The 16,394-nt window shown below is 68.3% G+C and carries 16 protein-coding genes; 10 read left to right on the top strand and 6 right to left on the bottom strand.

The annotated features are described in order from the left end of the window. Positions 1–175: 175 nt before the first annotated feature. Complete coding sequence (gene eno, locus MKK82_RS31850; protein ID WP_238284549.1) at positions 176–1,465, bottom strand: phosphopyruvate hydratase; 1,290 nt, start codon at positions 1,463–1,465, stop codon at positions 176–178. Between the two features lie 166 nt (positions 1,466–1,631). Further along, on the bottom strand, positions 1,632–1,859 hold the full coding sequence (locus tag MKK82_RS31845) for a hypothetical protein (RefSeq protein WP_238284548.1): 228 nt from the start codon (positions 1,857–1,859) through the stop codon (positions 1,632–1,634). 142 nt (positions 1,860–2,001) lie between these two features. Between MKK82_RS31845 and queF the strand changes: the two genes are divergently transcribed. Next, entirely contained in the window at positions 2,002–2,454 is a 453-nt protein-coding gene (queF, locus tag MKK82_RS31840; protein WP_238284547.1) for a preQ(1) synthase, read from the top strand. A gap of 621 nt (positions 2,455–3,075) precedes the next feature. Here the strand turns inward: queF and MKK82_RS31835 are convergent. Then, positions 3,076–3,417, bottom strand: coding sequence for a hypothetical protein (locus tag MKK82_RS31835; protein WP_238284546.1), 342 nt, complete (start codon positions 3,415–3,417; stop codon positions 3,076–3,078). A gap of 350 nt (positions 3,418–3,767) precedes the next feature. Between MKK82_RS31835 and MKK82_RS31830 the strand changes: the two genes are divergently transcribed. Continuing rightward, complete coding sequence (locus MKK82_RS31830; protein ID WP_238284545.1) at positions 3,768–4,445, top strand: class I SAM-dependent methyltransferase; 678 nt, start codon at positions 3,768–3,770, stop codon at positions 4,443–4,445. A 4-nt stretch (positions 4,446–4,449) separates the two neighbouring features. Here MKK82_RS31830 and kdsA read toward each other — a convergent pair whose 3' ends face one another. After that, positions 4,450–5,304: a 3-deoxy-8-phosphooctulonate synthase gene (gene kdsA / locus MKK82_RS31825; protein ID WP_238284544.1), complete on the bottom strand. Its 855-nt coding sequence runs from the start codon at positions 5,302–5,304 to the stop codon at positions 4,450–4,452. A gap of 10 nt (positions 5,305–5,314) precedes the next feature. After that, positions 5,315–5,806, bottom strand: a complete 492-nt coding sequence (locus MKK82_RS31820; protein WP_238284543.1) for a hypothetical protein — start codon at positions 5,804–5,806, stop codon at positions 5,315–5,317. A 646-nt stretch (positions 5,807–6,452) separates the two neighbouring features. Between MKK82_RS31820 and MKK82_RS31815 the strand changes: the two genes are divergently transcribed. Both MKK82_RS31815 and MKK82_RS31810 read left to right on the top strand, forming a co-directional pair. Then, positions 6,453–7,247, top strand: a complete 795-nt coding sequence (locus MKK82_RS31815; protein WP_243987962.1) for an FkbM family methyltransferase — start codon at positions 6,453–6,455, stop codon at positions 7,245–7,247. Positions 7,248–7,417: 170 nt separating this feature from the next. Further along, positions 7,418–8,428, top strand: a complete 1,011-nt coding sequence (locus MKK82_RS31810; RefSeq protein WP_243987961.1) for an alpha/beta fold hydrolase — start codon at positions 7,418–7,420, stop codon at positions 8,426–8,428. A 197-nt stretch (positions 8,429–8,625) separates the two neighbouring features. Here MKK82_RS31810 and MKK82_RS31805 read toward each other — a convergent pair whose 3' ends face one another. Further along, complete coding sequence (locus tag MKK82_RS31805) at positions 8,626–9,801, bottom strand: amidinotransferase (protein ID WP_238284540.1); 1,176 nt, start codon at positions 9,799–9,801, stop codon at positions 8,626–8,628. A gap of 210 nt (positions 9,802–10,011) precedes the next feature. Between MKK82_RS31805 and MKK82_RS31800 the strand changes: the two genes are divergently transcribed. From MKK82_RS31800 to MKK82_RS31775, 6 genes are all read left to right on the top strand, one after another. After that, complete coding sequence (locus tag MKK82_RS31800; RefSeq protein ID WP_238284539.1) at positions 10,012–11,124, top strand: flippase-like domain-containing protein; 1,113 nt, start codon at positions 10,012–10,014, stop codon at positions 11,122–11,124. Beyond that, on the top strand, positions 11,115–11,726 hold the full coding sequence (locus MKK82_RS31795; RefSeq protein ID WP_238284538.1) for a phospholipid-binding protein MlaC: 612 nt from the start codon (positions 11,115–11,117) through the stop codon (positions 11,724–11,726). Before MKK82_RS31800 ends, MKK82_RS31795 begins: the two co-directional genes overlap by 10 nt. A gap of 84 nt (positions 11,727–11,810) precedes the next feature. After that, positions 11,811–13,019 carry a bacteriohopanetetrol glucosamine biosynthesis glycosyltransferase HpnI gene (hpnI, locus tag MKK82_RS31790; protein WP_238284537.1) on the top strand — a complete coding sequence of 403 codons (1,209 nt, stop codon included), beginning with the start codon at positions 11,811–11,813 and terminating at the stop codon, positions 13,017–13,019. Between the two features lie 57 nt (positions 13,020–13,076). Beyond that, entirely contained in the window at positions 13,077–14,510 is a 1,434-nt protein-coding gene (gene hpnJ / locus MKK82_RS31785; protein ID WP_238284536.1) for a hopanoid biosynthesis associated radical SAM protein HpnJ, read from the top strand. 122 nt (positions 14,511–14,632) lie between these two features. After that, the gene (hpnK, locus tag MKK82_RS31780; protein ID WP_243987960.1) at positions 14,633–15,475 is read left to right on the top strand and encodes a hopanoid biosynthesis-associated protein HpnK; all 843 of its coding nucleotides are present in this window, start codon (positions 14,633–14,635) and stop codon (positions 15,473–15,475) included. A gap of 32 nt (positions 15,476–15,507) precedes the next feature. Continuing rightward, on the top strand, positions 15,508–16,383 hold the full coding sequence (locus tag MKK82_RS31775) for a helix-turn-helix domain-containing GNAT family N-acetyltransferase (RefSeq protein ID WP_243987959.1): 876 nt from the start codon (positions 15,508–15,510) through the stop codon (positions 16,381–16,383). Positions 16,384–16,394 lie beyond the last annotated feature (11 nt).

The following is a 16,394-nucleotide window of genomic DNA, read 5'->3' as shown; positions in this document are numbered from 1 at the left end:
TGACGTGCGGATGTCCGGTCCCACGGGGAAGGCAGCGCCGGTCATACTTCGGCGGGGGCGTGTCCGAGCCCGAGGGTCCGCCGGTGTCGTTGCCGGTTGCAGTTTGCCTCGACGGCGACCGCAGACTCGGCCGGCCGCTCCGGGGGGAGCGGACCGGCCAGCAGAGTCCGCCGGATCAGCGGCGGGCGAGCTGCTTGAGCGCCGACGGGCCGGCGTAGAGGGCCTGCGGGCCGAGGCCTTCCTCGATGCGGATCAGCTGGTTGTACTTGGCCAGTCTGTCCGAGCGGGCGAGCGAGCCGGTCTTGATCTGCCCGCAATTGGTGGCGACCGCGAGATCCGCGATGGTGGAGTCCTCGGTCTCGCCCGAGCGGTGGGACATCACCGCGGTGTAACCGGCGCGCTGGGCCATATCGACGGCCGCCAGCGTCTCGGTGAGTGAGCCGATCTGGTTGACCTTGATCAGGATCGAGTTGGCGGTGCCCTCCGCGATCCCGCGGGAGAGGCGCTCGACGTTGGTGACGAACAGGTCGTCGCCCACGAGCTGGCATCGGTCGCCGATCTTGTCGGTCAGGAGCTTCCACCCGGCCCAGTCATCCTCCGACATGCCGTCCTCGATGGAGACGATCGGATAGGTGGCCACCAGCTGCGCGAGGTAGTCGACCTGCGCCTCGATGGTGCGGGTCGTGCCCTCGCCCTCGTACGCGTAGGCGCCGTCCTTGAAGAACTCGGTGGCGGCGCAGTCGAGCGCGATGGCCATGTCCTGCCCCGGCTTGAAGCCGGCGGCGCTGATCGCGTCCATCACGAAATCGAGGGCCGCCTCGGCCGACGGCAGATTCGGGGCGAAGCCGCCCTCGTCGCCGACATTGGTGTTGTGGCCGGCCTTCTTCAGCTTGCCCTTGAGGGTGTGGAACACCTCGGAGCCCATGCGCACGGCCTCGGCGATCGAATCCGCGCCCACCGGCATGATCATGAATTCCTGGAAGTCGATCGGGTTGTCGGCATGCGCCCCGCCGTTGATGATGTTCATCATCGGCACCGGCAGCACCCGGCCCTGCACGCCACCGACGTAGCGGTAGAGCGGCAGGCCGGAGGCCTCGGCCGCGGCCTTCGCCACCGCCAGCGACACGCCAAGGATCGCGTTGGCACCCAGCCGTGCCTTGTTGGGCGTGCCGTCGAGCTCGATCATCGCCTCGTCGACCGCGACCTGATCCTCGGCCTCCATGCCGCCGATGGCGTCGAGGATCTCCGTCTGCGCCGCCTCGACCGCCTTCAGCACGCCCTTGCCGAGGAAGCGATTCTTGTCGCCGTCGCGCAGTTCCACCGCCTCGTGGGCCCCCGTGGAAGCACCGGACGGCACGGCCGCACGGCCGAAGGAGCCGTCCTCCAGGATGACGTCGACCTCGACCGTGGGGTTTCCACGGCTGTCGAGGATCTCGCGGGCGCTGATATTGGTGATCGCGGTCATGGAAGGTCCTCTCGCGGGGGCCGCGGGTCGGCAATCGCCCCGTGAGCGGGGCGGTGGGCGCATCGCGGCGGCTTATCGGTCAAGCCGTGGCCTGCGGCAAGCGTCGGGATAGTCTTCGTCTGTGCCGATGCCGTGACGACTGGCCGGAGGCACGACGTCCTCGGACCTACCGCGCGCGCTTTGCATCCGCTTGGCGGCTGACGCCTCCTGCGAGGGAGCGACTCAACTTCTGCAACTGCTTGTCATCGCGTGCGCACAGATCGTGACGGGTCATGTCGTCGAGCAGGCGCTGGCTCGCGCGATCGCTGCCGCGCTCGGCGGCACGGCTCGGCGCGAGCGGGAGGGTGACGAGGATCGATACCGTCGCGGCGAGTCCGAAGATCGAATCGCGCATCTGGTCGGCCTGACTGAAACGCGGCTGCGGCGCGGGCCCGGTGTTCCAAGCCCAGCGGCGCCGATATCGCCCACGCGCAGGTGAAGATTTCGTCGCGGCGCCAGCGGGTGCGTCGCTGCACGCGCCGGTTTATATGCGCGTCATGACGACGCCCGAATCTCTTCAGCTCGGCCAGCCGACGCCCTTCCCCTCCTCGCCCGAGGAGGCGCGGCTCGACCGTGTCCCGAACCCGCATGCGGACACCGACTACGTGGCCCGCTTCACCGCGCCTGAATTTACCTCAATCTGTCCGGTCACCGGCCAGCCGGACTTCGCGATCCTGGTGATCGACTACGTGCCCGGAGACTGGCTGGTCGAGTCGAAGTCGCTCAAGCTCTACCTCGGCTCGTTCCGCAACCATGGCGCGTTTCACGAGGATTGCACGGTGGCGATCGGCAAGCGGCTCCGGGATCTGCTGGAGCCGCGCTACCTCCGCATCGGCGGCTTCTGGTACCCCCGCGGCGGCATCCCGATCGACGTATTCTGGCAGACGGGCGAACCGCCCAAGAGCGTCTGGCTCCCCGACCCCGGGGTTCCGCCCTACCGGGGCCGCTGAAGCACGACCGCCGTCGGGCCCGAAACGTGCCACAGCCGTCAGGTCCCCGACGGCTTGCGCGATTCCCGGGTCCTGTGCCCAGCTCTCGAAGGGGCGTGGCCACAGCACCGGGGGCACCGTCCGCGGTCAGCGAACTCGCACGGAACGGGCATCTCGCGGCATGACCGCCCGAGATCCCGAGCCGCGTACGATCAGCACGCCGGCGGCATCGACTGCGTTACGACGCGGTCCGGACCGGCGCGGCGCGAAGGAGCGTCTCAACCCTCGGATGGGATCTCGTCAGCAAAACGGTGACGTTCAGGTACCGAATCGGTCGAGCCTATTCAGTCATCGGACGGGAGCGGCGCGCATAGCCCGGTACTGGCCGCTCCAGCCACGGCCGTCGTGATCAGCATCGTCCGCCTCCGACGGACCGCACCGGGTACGCGGTGGTCCAGATTCTCGCGGACTAGATTCACAATTCTGGGCTTGGAACCTTGCCACGGTGTCGGTGGGCGTGGCGTTGCCGGGAGGCGGCCTGCAACCCGAGTGGTGCGCGTCGAAGGTCTCGAAGGAAGCCAACGAAAAAGGGACGGCCGGCTTGTGCCGGTCGCCCCTCTCGACCCTCGCGGATCTCAGATCTCAGTAGCCGTAGCCGTAGTAGCCGTAACCCGGGTTGGCGTAGCCGTAGCCGCCGTAGACCGGGGCGTAGCCGTAGCCGTAGGACGGAGCGTAACCGTAGCCCCCGCCGTAGTAGCTGTCGCGGGCGGCGCCGGCGGCGATCGCGCCGGCCGCGAGGCCGGCAATGCCGAGGCCGATGGCGGCGCCGGTGCCGATGCCGCGACGGCCACGGTAGTAACCGCCGTGACCGTAACCGCCGTAGCCACCGTGGTAGCCGTACGGACGGGCCTCGGCGCTCGTGGTGGCAGCGACGCTACCGAGGGCCAGGGCGGCGGCGGTGGCGATGATACCGATCTTGCGCATAGTGTTCCTTCTCGATCCTCGATCGAACATGCCCAATAACGTGGCCGCAGCCAGACAGTTCCAGATCTCACATCGGTCTTGGGTGCGGATCCGCACAGGGCCGCGATCCTGAACCGTCGTTCATCGTCGGCGGCGTTCGGGCGACGACGGTCAAGCTTAAAACTCTGTATGCGGATCAGGCTTGAACTCTTGCGAAGACTCCCAGAGCCGAGCGCGGTCGAACAGGCGGATTGGGAACAGGGTCGCCAGGAACGATCGCGGGGAACGGTCGCGCGGATGGCGACGATCGGTCGGGGGTCCGGTGAAATACGCCCTGCCAGCGTCATGCTACCAGAAGCCCCAGAGGACCGATGATGGACGCCCTGACCCTGATCCGCGACACCTTCGCGCCCCTTCCGGGCAAGCGGATCCTCGATATCGGTTGCGGACCGGGGACGCTCGCGAGACGGCTGGTCGATGCCGGGGCGGCGGTCGTCGGCATCGACCCTGGCCTGACCGCACTCGCCACGGCACGCGCCGCCGTGCCGGAAGCGCGGTTCGAGGCTGCCGCCGGCGAGGCCCTGCCTTTTCCCGATGCGGGTTTCGACGGGGCGGTCATGCTCAATGCGCTGCACCACGTGCCGGACCCCGGGGCCGCCCTCGTCGAGGCCGCGCGCGTGCTGGTGCCGGGTGGGCATCTCGTCGTGGTGGAGCCCCTCGCAGAGGGCAGCTTCTTCGACGCCCTGCGGCCGATCGAGGACGAGACGGCGGTCAGGGCCTCCGCCCAGGAGGCGATCGCGGCCGCGCTGTCCCGCGGCGCTTTCGTGTGTCGGCGTGACGAGACCATCGAGAGGCGGGAGAGTTTCGCCTCCCTTGACGCGTTTCTCGCCCGCGTCAGCGCCGTAGACCCGGCCCGCGAGACCACGATCCGCGCGCGGCGTCCTGTGGTCGAGGCGGCTTTCCTAGCAGCGGCCGCACGCGAGACGGACGGCCGCTACGGCCTCGTCCAGCCCCTGCGGATCCACGTGCTGGAAAAGGGCGGCGCCTGAGCCGTCAGGCGAGACGCTGCTTGGCGAGACGGTCGAAGGCAAGCAGTTCCGCGACAAGCGCCGGGAGGTCCTTCAACGCCACCATGTTGGGTCCATCGGACGGCGCCCGATCGGGATCCGGGTGGGTCTCGATGAACACGCCGGCGACGCCCACCGCCACGGCGGCCCGAGCCAGGACGGCGACGAATTCCCGCTGGCCGCCGGAGCTTGCCCCCTGCCCGCCCGGCTGTTGCACGGAATGAGTGGCGTCGAACACCACCGGCGCGCCCTGCGTGACCTGGGCCATGATCGGCAGGCTCCGCATGTCCGAGACCAGGGTGTTGTAACCGAACGAGGCGCCCCGCTCGGTCACGATGACGTTGGGGTTGCCGGCCTCGGTCACCTTGGCGGCCACGTGCTTCATGTCCCAAGGCGCCAGGAACTGGCCCTTCTTGATGTTGACCGCCCGGCCGGTGGCGGCGGCCGCCAGGAGCAGGTCTGTCTGGCGACACAGGAAGGCGGGGATCTGCAGCACGTCCACCGCCTCCGCGGCGCGGGCGCACTGCTCGGCCGCGTGCACATCGGTCAGCACCGGCAGCCGCAGGGTCTCGCGGATCTCGGCGAAGACCGGGAGCGCCCCATCGAGGCCGATGCCCCGGGCGGCGCCGCCCGAGGTGCGGTTGGCTTTGTCGAAGGACGTCTTGAACACGAGGCCGAGCCCCAGATCCGCGGCCATCTCCTTGAGGGCCGCGGCGATCTCCAGGGCGTGGTTGCGCCCTTCGAGCTGGCACGGGCCGGCGATCAGCGTCAGCGGCAGGTGGTTGGCGACGCGCACGCCGCCGACTTCGACGACGGGACCGGGGACAGGAAGGCTCGACATGGGCGCCGGTCTAGCCCTTGCGGCGGATCCGCGAAAGCCCGGACCGGGCCGCGATACGGCAGACGGTGCGTTCGCCCTGCAGTGCGTCCGTGCGCGGGCCGGTCTCACACAGCATAGCCGCCCGGCCGGTGACACCCCGCCGTGGCGCGCGCGCGCGCAGGCTGTCCTGATGGAGGTTCAGCGCCAGCCCCTCCGCGGCATCGGCATCCGCCCCGGCGAGCGCATGGGACGCGAGGCCTACCAGAGCGAAGTAGGTCGGCGACGGCTCGCGATCGAGGGACGCTACCGTCATCCGTGCGGGGGCGCGGCAATCGAGGCTCATCCGCTCGGCAGCCTGCGCCCGGAACACCGCGACGGGGCCGGCCCTGCCGGCAAGGGAGGCGCCGGTGTCGTGGATGATCCTGGCGGCCAGGATGTCGCAAGCATCCGCGGAGCGTGCCGGATGTGGTGACAGTCCGGAAAGGAAGATAGAAAACAGGGCTGTTCCGATGAGGCGTGTCATTGACTTGAGTTTGACTCCCTGTAAGAGCGGACCTGTAACGAATGTCTTGTACGTCGATCGCGATATCGATTTAAATACTAGTATAATTTGTGTATATAATTGTGAATATGCGTGTATAATTTGCAAATGTCGATCTGATAAGCGCAAATGCACGTGAATAGCCGAGGAATGGATTTGCTACGCGATCTGATTACGGGGCGGCGCGGTCCTGTTGGTGTCGGCTGAGCTCTTGAGTGTGATCAGGTCATCATGGTTCATGGAAGTGAGATCGATGCTGAGCGGCGACGCGCCTTCCTACCTCCGGCGAGCATCGGGCACGCCATCGACCGTCGTCCGGTGGCACGGGCCGGTCGTCGATCTCCGGCCATAGAAGATCGCGGGTCCGACGGCGAGGGCGTGACGCGGAGGCGGGCTTCGTCCCTGCGCGTTCCCGCCACCGCGATCTGTGCCGGGAGCCCCGGATCGGACGCGGATCCGCCGGGATCGAGAGCCTCGTTCCCGGAAATGCCCAGCGTATCGGGGGTGTCCAATGCGCGTCCGAGAGATCGCGCGGCGCAGGATCGCGCCACAGATCAGTTTCTGTGCAAGTCTTTTACAAATGCCGTGCAGGCATTCTGAACTCACGGATTGAACTGGGAGTTGCGTCGTGGATCAGGTTCTCGGTAACGTCTTCACTTCTGTCTTGGGGATCAAAGACACTCTCGAGACATCCATAGGAGACATCAAAACTCTCGTCCACGAAGGGGAGGCTGCGCACCGCGACGAGATCGAGTTCCTGATCTTCGCGGCGCGACGGGCGCCGCTCTCGAGCGCGAGCCGCTTGCAGGATCTCTGGGTCCTGTTCGAGCGGGGTGAGAAGCGGAACGGGTATTTCGTCGAATTCGGTGGCTCGGGCGATGGGGCCGGGCGCAACACGCTGCTGTTGGAGAAGTTCTATGGATGGAGCGGCGCCATTGCCGAGCCTGCCCGGAGTCGGCAGGAGACGCTCCGCGCCCATCGCGACTGCTACATCACGGACAAATTCATCTACAAGGATGACGGGCTGAAGATCTTGTTCAGCGACGCGGACAGATCGCAGGATGCGGCAACGGGCGTATCCGCCGGTGCCGATCCTGCCGGGCGCGTGCGCCGGGCCGGGAAGCGGTACGAGGTCGAAACTCTCTCGCTGCGCGGCTTCCTGCAGGCTGCCGACGCACCGCGGGTCATCGACTACCTGAGTATCGGTATCGAGGACGACTCCCTCGATGTCCTGCAACACTTCGAGTTTTCTGAGTACGACGTCAAGCTTCTGAGTATCGCGGCCGGGGATCCTGATCAAGGTCGAGAGGTTCGCGAATTCATGACTCAAAAAGGTTACGTTTCGAGATTCAAGACGTTCTCCGCCTCGGAGGACTGGTACGTCAACGTCGACAGCGCTTCGGCGTCATCGGCGTCTGTGTAGGCCTGGGACGTCCGATCGCATGGCGCCGATCGTCCGGCGAAGAGCGGGATCGCCGAAGGCGCGATGGTCAGGCGTCGTGGTGCGCGGCGTAGACAGGATCGGCGCGATGTCCGATCTGAGCGGGCGGCGCGGCGTCCTGCGGCGCCCGCAGATCAGGTCCCGGCACCGCCATGCTCCGATCCGTCCTCGCCACTCTCCTGATGGTCATCGCCCTTCCCGGCGGCGCCTCGGCAGAACCTCTGCCGCTTCCGGCCTACGGCCCGGAGCTCGAAGGCTTCGCCTACCCGTTCCCGGTGGAGCGCTTCCTGCTCACGTCGCAGCGTCAGCCGCTCCAGATGGCGTATCTCGACATCCGGCCCGGATCGCCAAACGGCCGCACGGTCGTCCTGCTCCACGGCAAGAACTTCTGCGCCGCAACCTGGGAAAGCCAGATCCGGGCGCTCAGCGCGGCCGGCTACCGGGTGATCGCTCTGGACCAGATCGGCTTCTGCAAGTCGAGCAAGCCGGCGGCCTACCAGTTCACCTTCCGCCAACTCGCAGAGAATACCCACGCCCTGATGGACAAGCTCGGGATCGAGCGCCCGATCCTGGTCGGTCATTCCACGGGCGGCATGCTCGCCGCGCACTACGCCCTGCTCTACCCGAAAGCGGTCGGGCAGCTCGTACTGGTCAACCCGATCGGCTTGGAGGACTGGGCCGCCAAGGGCGTGCCGCCGACCTCGGTGGAGCAATGGTACCAGCGCGAGCTGAAGGTCTCGGCGGACGCGATCCGTGCCTACGAGACTGCGACCTACTACGCGGGAAAATGGGAGGCCCGCTACGAGCCCTGGGTGACGATGCTGGCCGGCCTCAACAACGGTCCCGGCAAGGAGGCGGTCGCCTGGGATTCGGCGCTGCTCTACGACATGATCGTCACCGAGCCGGTGGTTTACCGGTTCCCGCAGATCGCGGTGCCGACCCTCCTGCTCATCGGCCAGAAGGACAACACGGCGATCGGCAAGGATCTGGCCTCGCCGGAGATGCGGGCGGGCCTCGGCAACTACCCCGAACTCGGCAAGGCCGCCGCGAAGGCGATCCCGGGGGCGCGGCTCATCGAGTTTCCGGATCTCGGCCACGCGCCGCAGATGTCGGATCCCGAGGGGTTCAACACAGCGCTCATCGAGGGCATCGCGGCGCCCTGATCGGCCCGGTCGGAGGCGTGGATCCGACCCGTCACACCGGCCGAGCCCGCGCAGGGGCTCGAACGCCCGCCTCGTCATCCCGGATCCGCGTGCGGCGCCCCGGGACGACACGACGTGGTCTTCGGGATCTGCGCGCAGGCATGCCCCGTCGCGGGTTCACCCTCCCGCAGCCGGGCGGGAGGGTGACGGTTCAGCCCCTAGAAATACGACTTCAGGACGCCGCGGCGGCGCACGTCGAGGGTCGCGCAGTGGAACGAGCCGCCGAACGGGCCGTAGCTGAGGAACGGCGCCGGGATCGGGTCGAAGCCCCAATCCTTCAGCGCCTTGATCAGCGTCGGCTGGCTCTGGTCGACAACGATCTTCTTCTCGGTGATCGCCAGGACGTTGATCGAGGTCCAGGGCGAGCACATCGAGATCTTGCTCATGAAGCCCTCGACCGGGTCGGGGCGCGGGGCGATCAACACGTCCCACTTCTTGAGCACGGCGGGCAGCTTCTCGACGTCGACGTAGTCCGGGTTCACCAGCACCTTGCCGGGCGCCAGCGGCATGAACGACGAGTCGATGTGCATGGGCTGCGGGCAGCGGCTCTCGATCTCGTGGATGCGGAAGCCCGGGCCGAGGTGGCGGCGCAGCCACTCGATGCCCATCAGGTTCGTGACGTTGGAGCGGGTCACGAACAGGTCGCGGCCGCAGCGGACGAAATCGGCGGCGTCGAAGACCGGCTCGAACTCGTTCACCGTGAACTGCATGGGCTCGCCGGCCTTCAGGTCCGGCACCCGGTAATCGTAGTTGTAGAGGTCGTCGGTCAGTTGCGGACGCGGAGCCGAGGTCCAGCGGGCGCCGGCTCGGAAATACTCCTTGAACAGCGACCGGTAGGCATCGCCCTCGAAGTAGCGCGAGCGCCAGCACATCGGGCTCTCGATGATCTCGTCGCCGATGACGAGGTACGGGTCCCGCGGACAGGCGACGCAGAAGCCCCGCGAGGTCCAGCGCGGTGCCTTGAACTTCTTGGAGAAGTCCACCGTGTCCGGGCGGCGGACCTTCACGCCTTCCCCAGCCAGGATGGTGATGAAGTTGTCGAGCTCGGCCTGGGCGAGCTTCTTCATGAACTTCGGATATTTCCAGCCGCTCGCCAGCCGGTAGAAGGGCTGCGCGGCGCGCGGCAGGTTGAAGATCACGGTCAGGTGGTGGGTCGGGATCGTGGCGCCGTCCAGCGAGCCGACGATCACCTCCTCGAGCGGATCCCACTCGTTCCAGGCCATCACCGGCGATTGCGGCGCCGGCGCGCCCGGGCCCGCTCCGCCGTGGACGCCGCCGGCATGCGTGTCCTCCGTCACGGCCTCGACGGCCGTGATCGTTGATTCGCGCTCCATGACGTGTGCCCCTTCTGCGACGTGGCGCGGCCTTCTACGCGGGCTGTTCAGCTCCGCCGCCGCTTTGGCCCTCGGTGTGTCAAACGGGTGATAGACACCGCTAATCCATGCTGCAACGTGGCAGAAACGTTCTCGGCCCGGCGGACCTATTTCTGCCGCGACCGTGACCGATTTCCCGCATCAAGCCTTCTGCGAGCTTGAAAGACGATAATGAAGCGCCTGACGACCTTGGCCTTGATCGCCGGTCTGTGCACGGTCGTGGGCCTGTTCATGTCCTCCGGCCTGGAAGACGTGTCGGCCGCCGTCCTAAGTGCCGGCTGGGGCGCCGCCCTCGTGGTCCTGGCCCGCATCGTGGCGGTCGCCTGGGCGGGGCTCGGGTGGCACGTCGTGTTTCCGGCCGGAACGGCCAAGCTGCGCGACTGCGTCTCCCTCCGGTTCGTGCGCGAGGGCATCAACACGCTGCTGCCGGTGGCCACCGTGGGGGGGGATTTCGTCGGCGCGCGCCTTCTGGCGAAGCGCAGCGTCCCCGGGGCTCTCGCAGGTGCCAGCATGTTCGTCGACCTGATGACCCAGGCCCTGACGCAGCTCCTGTTCACCGTGGCCGGCCTCGCCCTGCTGGTCATGATCTCCGGCAACGGACCGATCGCCCACACGGTCGAGGGCGGTCTCGCCCTGGCGGTGCCCGCGCTCGGCGCCTTCTACCTGATCCAGAGGCGTGCCGGGCACCGGCTCATCCAGGGTCTGCTCAGCCGCTTCGCCTCCGGCCGCGAATGGCGGGCCTTCGGTGCCATCGACCAGCTCTACGACAGCCTCCGCCGCCTCTACGGCAACCACGGCCGCTTCGCGGTGGCGTTGCTGGTCCACCTCGTGGGCTGGGTGATCGGAACGCTGGAAGTCTATGTCTGTCTGCGGTTCATGGGGTATCCCATCGACTTCGCGCAGGCGCTGATGATCGAGAGTCTCGCCCAGGCCGTGCGCGGCGCGGCCTTCGCGGTACCGGGCGCGCTGGGTGCCCAGGAAGGCGGCCTGATCGCCCTCTGCGGCCTGTTCGACATCCCGGCCGAGGCGGCGCTCGCCCTGTCCCTGGTCAAGCGCTTCGCGGATCTCGGAGTCGGGCTGCCGAGCCTGCTGCTCTGGCATCGGATCGAGGCCAAGCTCCGCGCCGAGGCGCCGGAGGACGAAGAGCGGGAGGCGGATTCCGCGGTCGGACGCACGGCTCAGCGCGTGTCCCAGCCCGCGACTCTCGGGCCGTTCTACAGCTACGCCCCGCCCCGCATGGTCGCGCGGCTCGGCGACGGCGAGGAGTTGAAGAAGTGCGCCTGACCCGCCGCCTCGCGGCCACCCTCATCGCCGCGTCAATCTTCGTCCCGGTCCAGGCATGGGCCGCGGACGACCCCGCCGTTCAGACGGTCCGCGACCTCTACGCGGCCTTCTCCACCGCCCTGAAGGACGGTCCCGGTCCGCTGCCCGCGCGGGTCGACGCCGTCGGGCCGGCCCTCGACAAGGCATTCGACTTCCCCGCCATGGCCCGCGTCGCCGTCGGCTCGAAGTGGTCGAGCTTCACCCCGGATCAGCAGGAGGCGGTGACCGACGCGTTCAAGCGCAGCCTGATCGTCACCTACGCGAACCGGCTGGCCCGCGCCGCCGGCGGCAAGTTCGAGGTCACGCCCAAGATCGAGGAGCGCGGCTCGCAGCGCGTGGTGCCGACCCGCGTCACCACCTCGGACGGCGACGATTCCGCGGTCGACTTCGTGGTGAACGACAGCAACCGCATCCAGGATGTCCTGCTCAACGGCGACGTCAGCGAGATCGCCGCGCAGCGCAATGCGCTGTCCGCGCCGCTGAAGTCCGGGGGCGCCGACGGCGTCGTCAAGTTCCTCCGCCAGCGGGCCGACGGCATGCTCGCCGCCAAGCCGACGCCCTGAGCCGAGCCGACAGGGGCCCACTGAACCGGCCGCACGCGGCCATCGCCGCCCGAAGCGGCCGGACGATCGCACGGACCCGACCGGATGGACCTCTCCTCGCTGGCACTGCTCAGCCTCTCGTGGCTCTCGCTGCTCTGCCTGATCCTGGCGGCGGCGGGCTGCCTCTACGGGCTGGCCGCGGCCTATTGCGCGGGCCGTTACGTGGCGCGCGACGTTCCGGTTCTGGCGTCCGGCTGCGCCGCGCCCTCCGTGACCGTGCTCAAGCCGCTCTGCGGCCTCGAACCGAACCTCTACGAGAACCTCGAGACCGTGCTGCGCCAGGATTACGCCGGCGCGGTGCAGGTGGTGTTCGGCGTCCAGAAGGCCGGTGATCCCGCAATTGCCGTCGTGCAGCGGCTGAAGCAGGCCTATCCGCAAGCGCGCATCGACCTCGTGATCGATGGCCGCCAGCATGGCTCGAACCGCAAGGTCTCGAACCTGATCAACATGGCCGAGGCGATCGCCCACGACGTGGTGGTGCTGGCCGACAGCGACATGGTGGTCCGGCCCGATTACCTGGAGCGCCTCGTCGCGGAGTTGTCGCAGGAGGGGGTAACCGGCGTCACCTGCCTCTACCACGGCGTTCCCGCCTTCCGGGGCCTCTACGATCAACTCTCCGCCCTGGCGATCGACACGCAGTTCCTGCCGAACGTCGTGATGGGCCTCAGCCTGGGACTGGCCAAGCCGTGCTTCGGCTCCACCGTGGCGTTCACCCGGGCGAACCTGGAGGCGGTGGGCGGCTTCCGCACCTTCCGCAACGACCTCGCGGACGATTACGCGATCGGCGCCGCCCTGCGCGGCCTCGGCGGCCGGGTGGTGATCCCGAGCTTCACCATCGGCCATACCAGCGTCGACACCGATCTCTCCGGCCTGTGGCGGCACGAACTGCGGTGGAACCGCACGATTCGCACCGTCGATCCCGCCGGCTATGCCGGCTCAATCGTCACCCACGCCTTCCCCCTCGCCCTCGTGGGCGCCCTGCTGCCGGGGGCCGGAACCGGCGCGCTGTGGGTCGCCGCCGCCGCGCTGGCCAGCCGGATCCTGCTCTGCCGCCAGCTGGAGCGCGCCTTCGGTCTCGCCCCGCACCCCTACGGACTGTTGCCGATCCGCGACATCCTCTCCTTCCTGAACTTCTCCTGGGCCTTCGTGTCGGGGGCGGTGACATGGAAAGGTCACGATTATCACGTGGTTGCGGATGGCACCCTGATCCCGGACGCCGAACTCGGCCGCGATGCCGGCGCGCCGCTCCGCTGAACCCGGTTTCCTCGTCCTCCGCCCTCCCCCCGGCATTGCCCTGAGGCCTTGAACCCCATGCGCACGCTCTTCCTCCAGGCCCCCACCTTCGACGGTTTCGACGGCGGTGCCGGCTCCCGTTACCAGGCCAAGCGCGAGATCAAGTCGTTCTGGTACCCGACCTGGCTGGCCCAGCCGGCCGCCCTGGTGCCGAACTCGAAGCTGATCGACGCGCCGCCGCACAACATCAAGCTCGCCGAGATCGTGGCCCAGGCCAACGACTTCGACCTCGTCGTGCTCCACACCTCGGTGCCGTCGTTCAAATCCGACGTGAAGACCATCGAGGCGCTGAAGGCCGCCAACCCGAAGCTGATCGCCGGCCTGATCGGCGCCAAGGTCGCGGTCGACGCCGCCGGCGCGATGGCCCAGGCCCCCGTGGTCGATTTCTGCGCCCGCAACGAGTTCGACTTCACCGTCAAGGAAGTCGCCGACGGCGTGCCGATGTCGGAGATCAAGGGGCTGTCCTATCGCGATGCCAACGGGGTCGTGGTCCACAACGAGGACCGCGAGATCATGACCGACATGGATCAGCTGCCCTTCGTCACCAGCGTCTACAAGCGCGACCTGGAGATGGAGAAGTACTTCATCGGTTACCTGAAGCACCCCTACATCTCGTTCTACTCGGGGCGGGGCTGCAAGAGCCGCTGCACCTTCTGCCTCTGGCCGCAGACGGTCGGCGGCCACACCTATCGCACCCGCTCGGTCGCCCACGTGATCGAGGAGATCAAGTACTGCCTGAAGGAGTTCCCGCAGACCAAGGAGTTCTTCTTCGACGACGATACCTTCACCGACAACCTGCCGCGCGCCGAGGAGATCGCCCGCGAGCTGGGCAAGCTCGGCGTCACGTGGTCGTGCAACGCCAAGGCGAACGTGCCGCGCGAGACCCTGAAGGTGCTCAAGGAGAACGGCCTGCGCCTGCTGCTGGTCGGCTACGAGTCCGGCAATCAGGCCATCCTGCACAACATCAAGAAGGGCATGCGGGTCGAGGTCGCTGAGAAGTTCACCCAGGATTGCCATGACCTGGGCATCGCCATCCACGGCACCTTCATCCTCGGCCTGCCGGGCGAGACGAAGGAGACGATCCAGGAGACGATCGCCTTCGCCAAGCGGATCAACCCGCACACGATCCAGGTCTCGCTCGCGGCCCCATACCCGGGCACCTTCCTGTACAAGCAGGCGGTAGAGAACGGCTGGCTCGACATCGAGAACGCCGAGCTCGTCGACGAGAACGGCGTGCAGGTCGCGCCGCTGCACTACCCGCACCTCTCGCACACCGAGATCTTCACCTCGGTTGAGGAGTTCTACAAGAAGTTCTACTTCCGGGCTCCGAAGATCGCCTCGATCGTCAGCGAGATGGTACGCTCGCCCGACATGATGAAGCGCCGCCTGCGCGAGGGCGTGGAGTTCTACCGCTTCCTCAAGGAGCGCCAGGGCACCGCCAAAGCGGCCTGACGTCAGGGGTCCGGGGCCTACGGCCCCGGCGGGGAGCGGGGCGGAGCCCCGCGCCTCTTCCAGGGCTCCGCCCTGGACCCGCGAGAGGGCGCGCCCTCTCGACACCCGTGACCGAGGTCCCAGTGAAGCGTCTTGTCGTCACCGCCGACGATTTCGGGCTGAGCCCCGAGGTCAACGAGGCCGTCGAGCAGGCGCATCGCGACGGGATCCTCACCGCCGCGAGCCTGATGGTCTCGGCGCCGGCCGCCGCGGATGCGGTGGCGCGGGCGAGGCGGATGCCGTCCCTGCGGGTCGGGCTGCACCTCGTCCTCGTGGAGGCATGGCCGACTCTCCCGGCGACTCAGCTGCCGGACCTGACCGATGCGGCCGGCCTGATGCGCGCCGACATGGGTCGTCTCGGATTCGACTTCGCCCGCAAGTCCGCCGCGCGCCGTCAGCTCGCCGCCGAGATCCGGGCCCAGTTCGAAGCCTACCGGGCCACCGGCCTGCCCCTCGACCACGTCAACGCCCACAAGCACTTCCACGTCCACCCGCTGATCGCGGGCGCGGTGCTGCGCATCGGCCGCCACTTCGGAATGCGCGCCCTGCGCGTGCCTCGGGAGCCGCGGGAGATCCTCCGCCGCGCCGAGCCCGGTGCCCGCCCCTCGGCCGCCCTCGACATCGCCCCCTGGGCGGCGCTGCTGGCCGTGCGCGCCCGGCAGGCTGGGCTGCTGATCCCGGACCGCACCCTCGGCCTCGCTTGGTCCGGCGCCATGACGCCGGCCCGCGTCGCCGCGCTGCTGGCCGAACTTCCTGACGGTCTGACCGAACTCTACACCCATCCCGCGACCGCCGGCGGCTTCCCCGGCGAGGCGCCGGGCTACCGCTACGCGGACGAGCGGGACGCGCTGATCGCCCCCGCCTCCCGATCTGCCGCCGACGCGTCGGGCGCGATCCGCGGCGGCTTCTCCGACTTCCTCGGTTGACCGGCGTTGATATCTGACTTTAGTCAGATATCATGAGACCTGCCGACATCGCCCGCGTCCGCCGGTTCGCCCGCGCCGTCACCGCCGAGGTCGGAGCCCTCGATTCCTCGTTCCTCGGCCGGGGCCGTCCCCTGGGCGCGGCCCGCGTCCTCAACGCCATCGGTGCGGGACGCACCGAGATCGCCGAGATTCGCGCCTATCTGGACCTGGATTCCGGCCTGATGAGCCGTCTCCTGCGGAGCCTGGAGGACGAGGGGCTGGTCGCGACGGCGCCGCATCCTGCGGATGCCCGCCGCCGGATCGCGTCCGTGACCGAGGCCGGCCAGCGGGAATTCGAGGCCTATGAAGCCCTGTCGGATGCCCGCGCCACAGCGCTGCTGGAGCGCGCGCCGCGGGCCGACGCCCTCCTGCAGGCCATGGATCGTGTCGCTCTCGTCCTGGGCCGCGACGCCATCACGATCGTCGCGGCCGATCCCGTCGACGCGCCGGCGCGGGTCTGCCTTGCGGCCTACTACGCCGAATTGGCTGCCCGATTTCCCGGAGGATTCGACGTCGCGCGGTCCTGCGATCCGGAGGCCGGCGACATGGTGCGGCCGCGTGGCGCCTTCCTGCTCGCCGTCGCCGACGTTCTGCCGGTCGGCTGCGTCGGGCTCAAAGGGTGGGGTGGCCCCGAGGCGGAGATCAAGCGGCTCTGGATCGATCCCGCGGCCCGCGGGCTGGGCCTCTCCAAGCGCCTGATGCACGAGGCCGAGCGGGTCGCTCGCGAGCTCGGCATCCGGATGCTGCGGCTCGACACCAACAGCGCACTTCCGGAAGCCCTGATGCTCTACCGGGGCACGGGCTGGGTGGAGATCGACCGCTTCAACGACGACCCCTACCCGGACCATTTCTTCGAGAAGGCCCTCTAGGGCCTCGGGGT

The sequence above is a fragment of the Methylobacterium sp. E-046 genome (genome assembly GCF_022829625.1).
GTDB lineage: Bacteria > Pseudomonadota > Alphaproteobacteria > Rhizobiales > Beijerinckiaceae > Methylobacterium > Methylobacterium longum.
The sequence above is the reverse complement of the archived record's forward strand: the minus strand, read 5'-3'. Positions and strand labels throughout refer to the sequence as shown.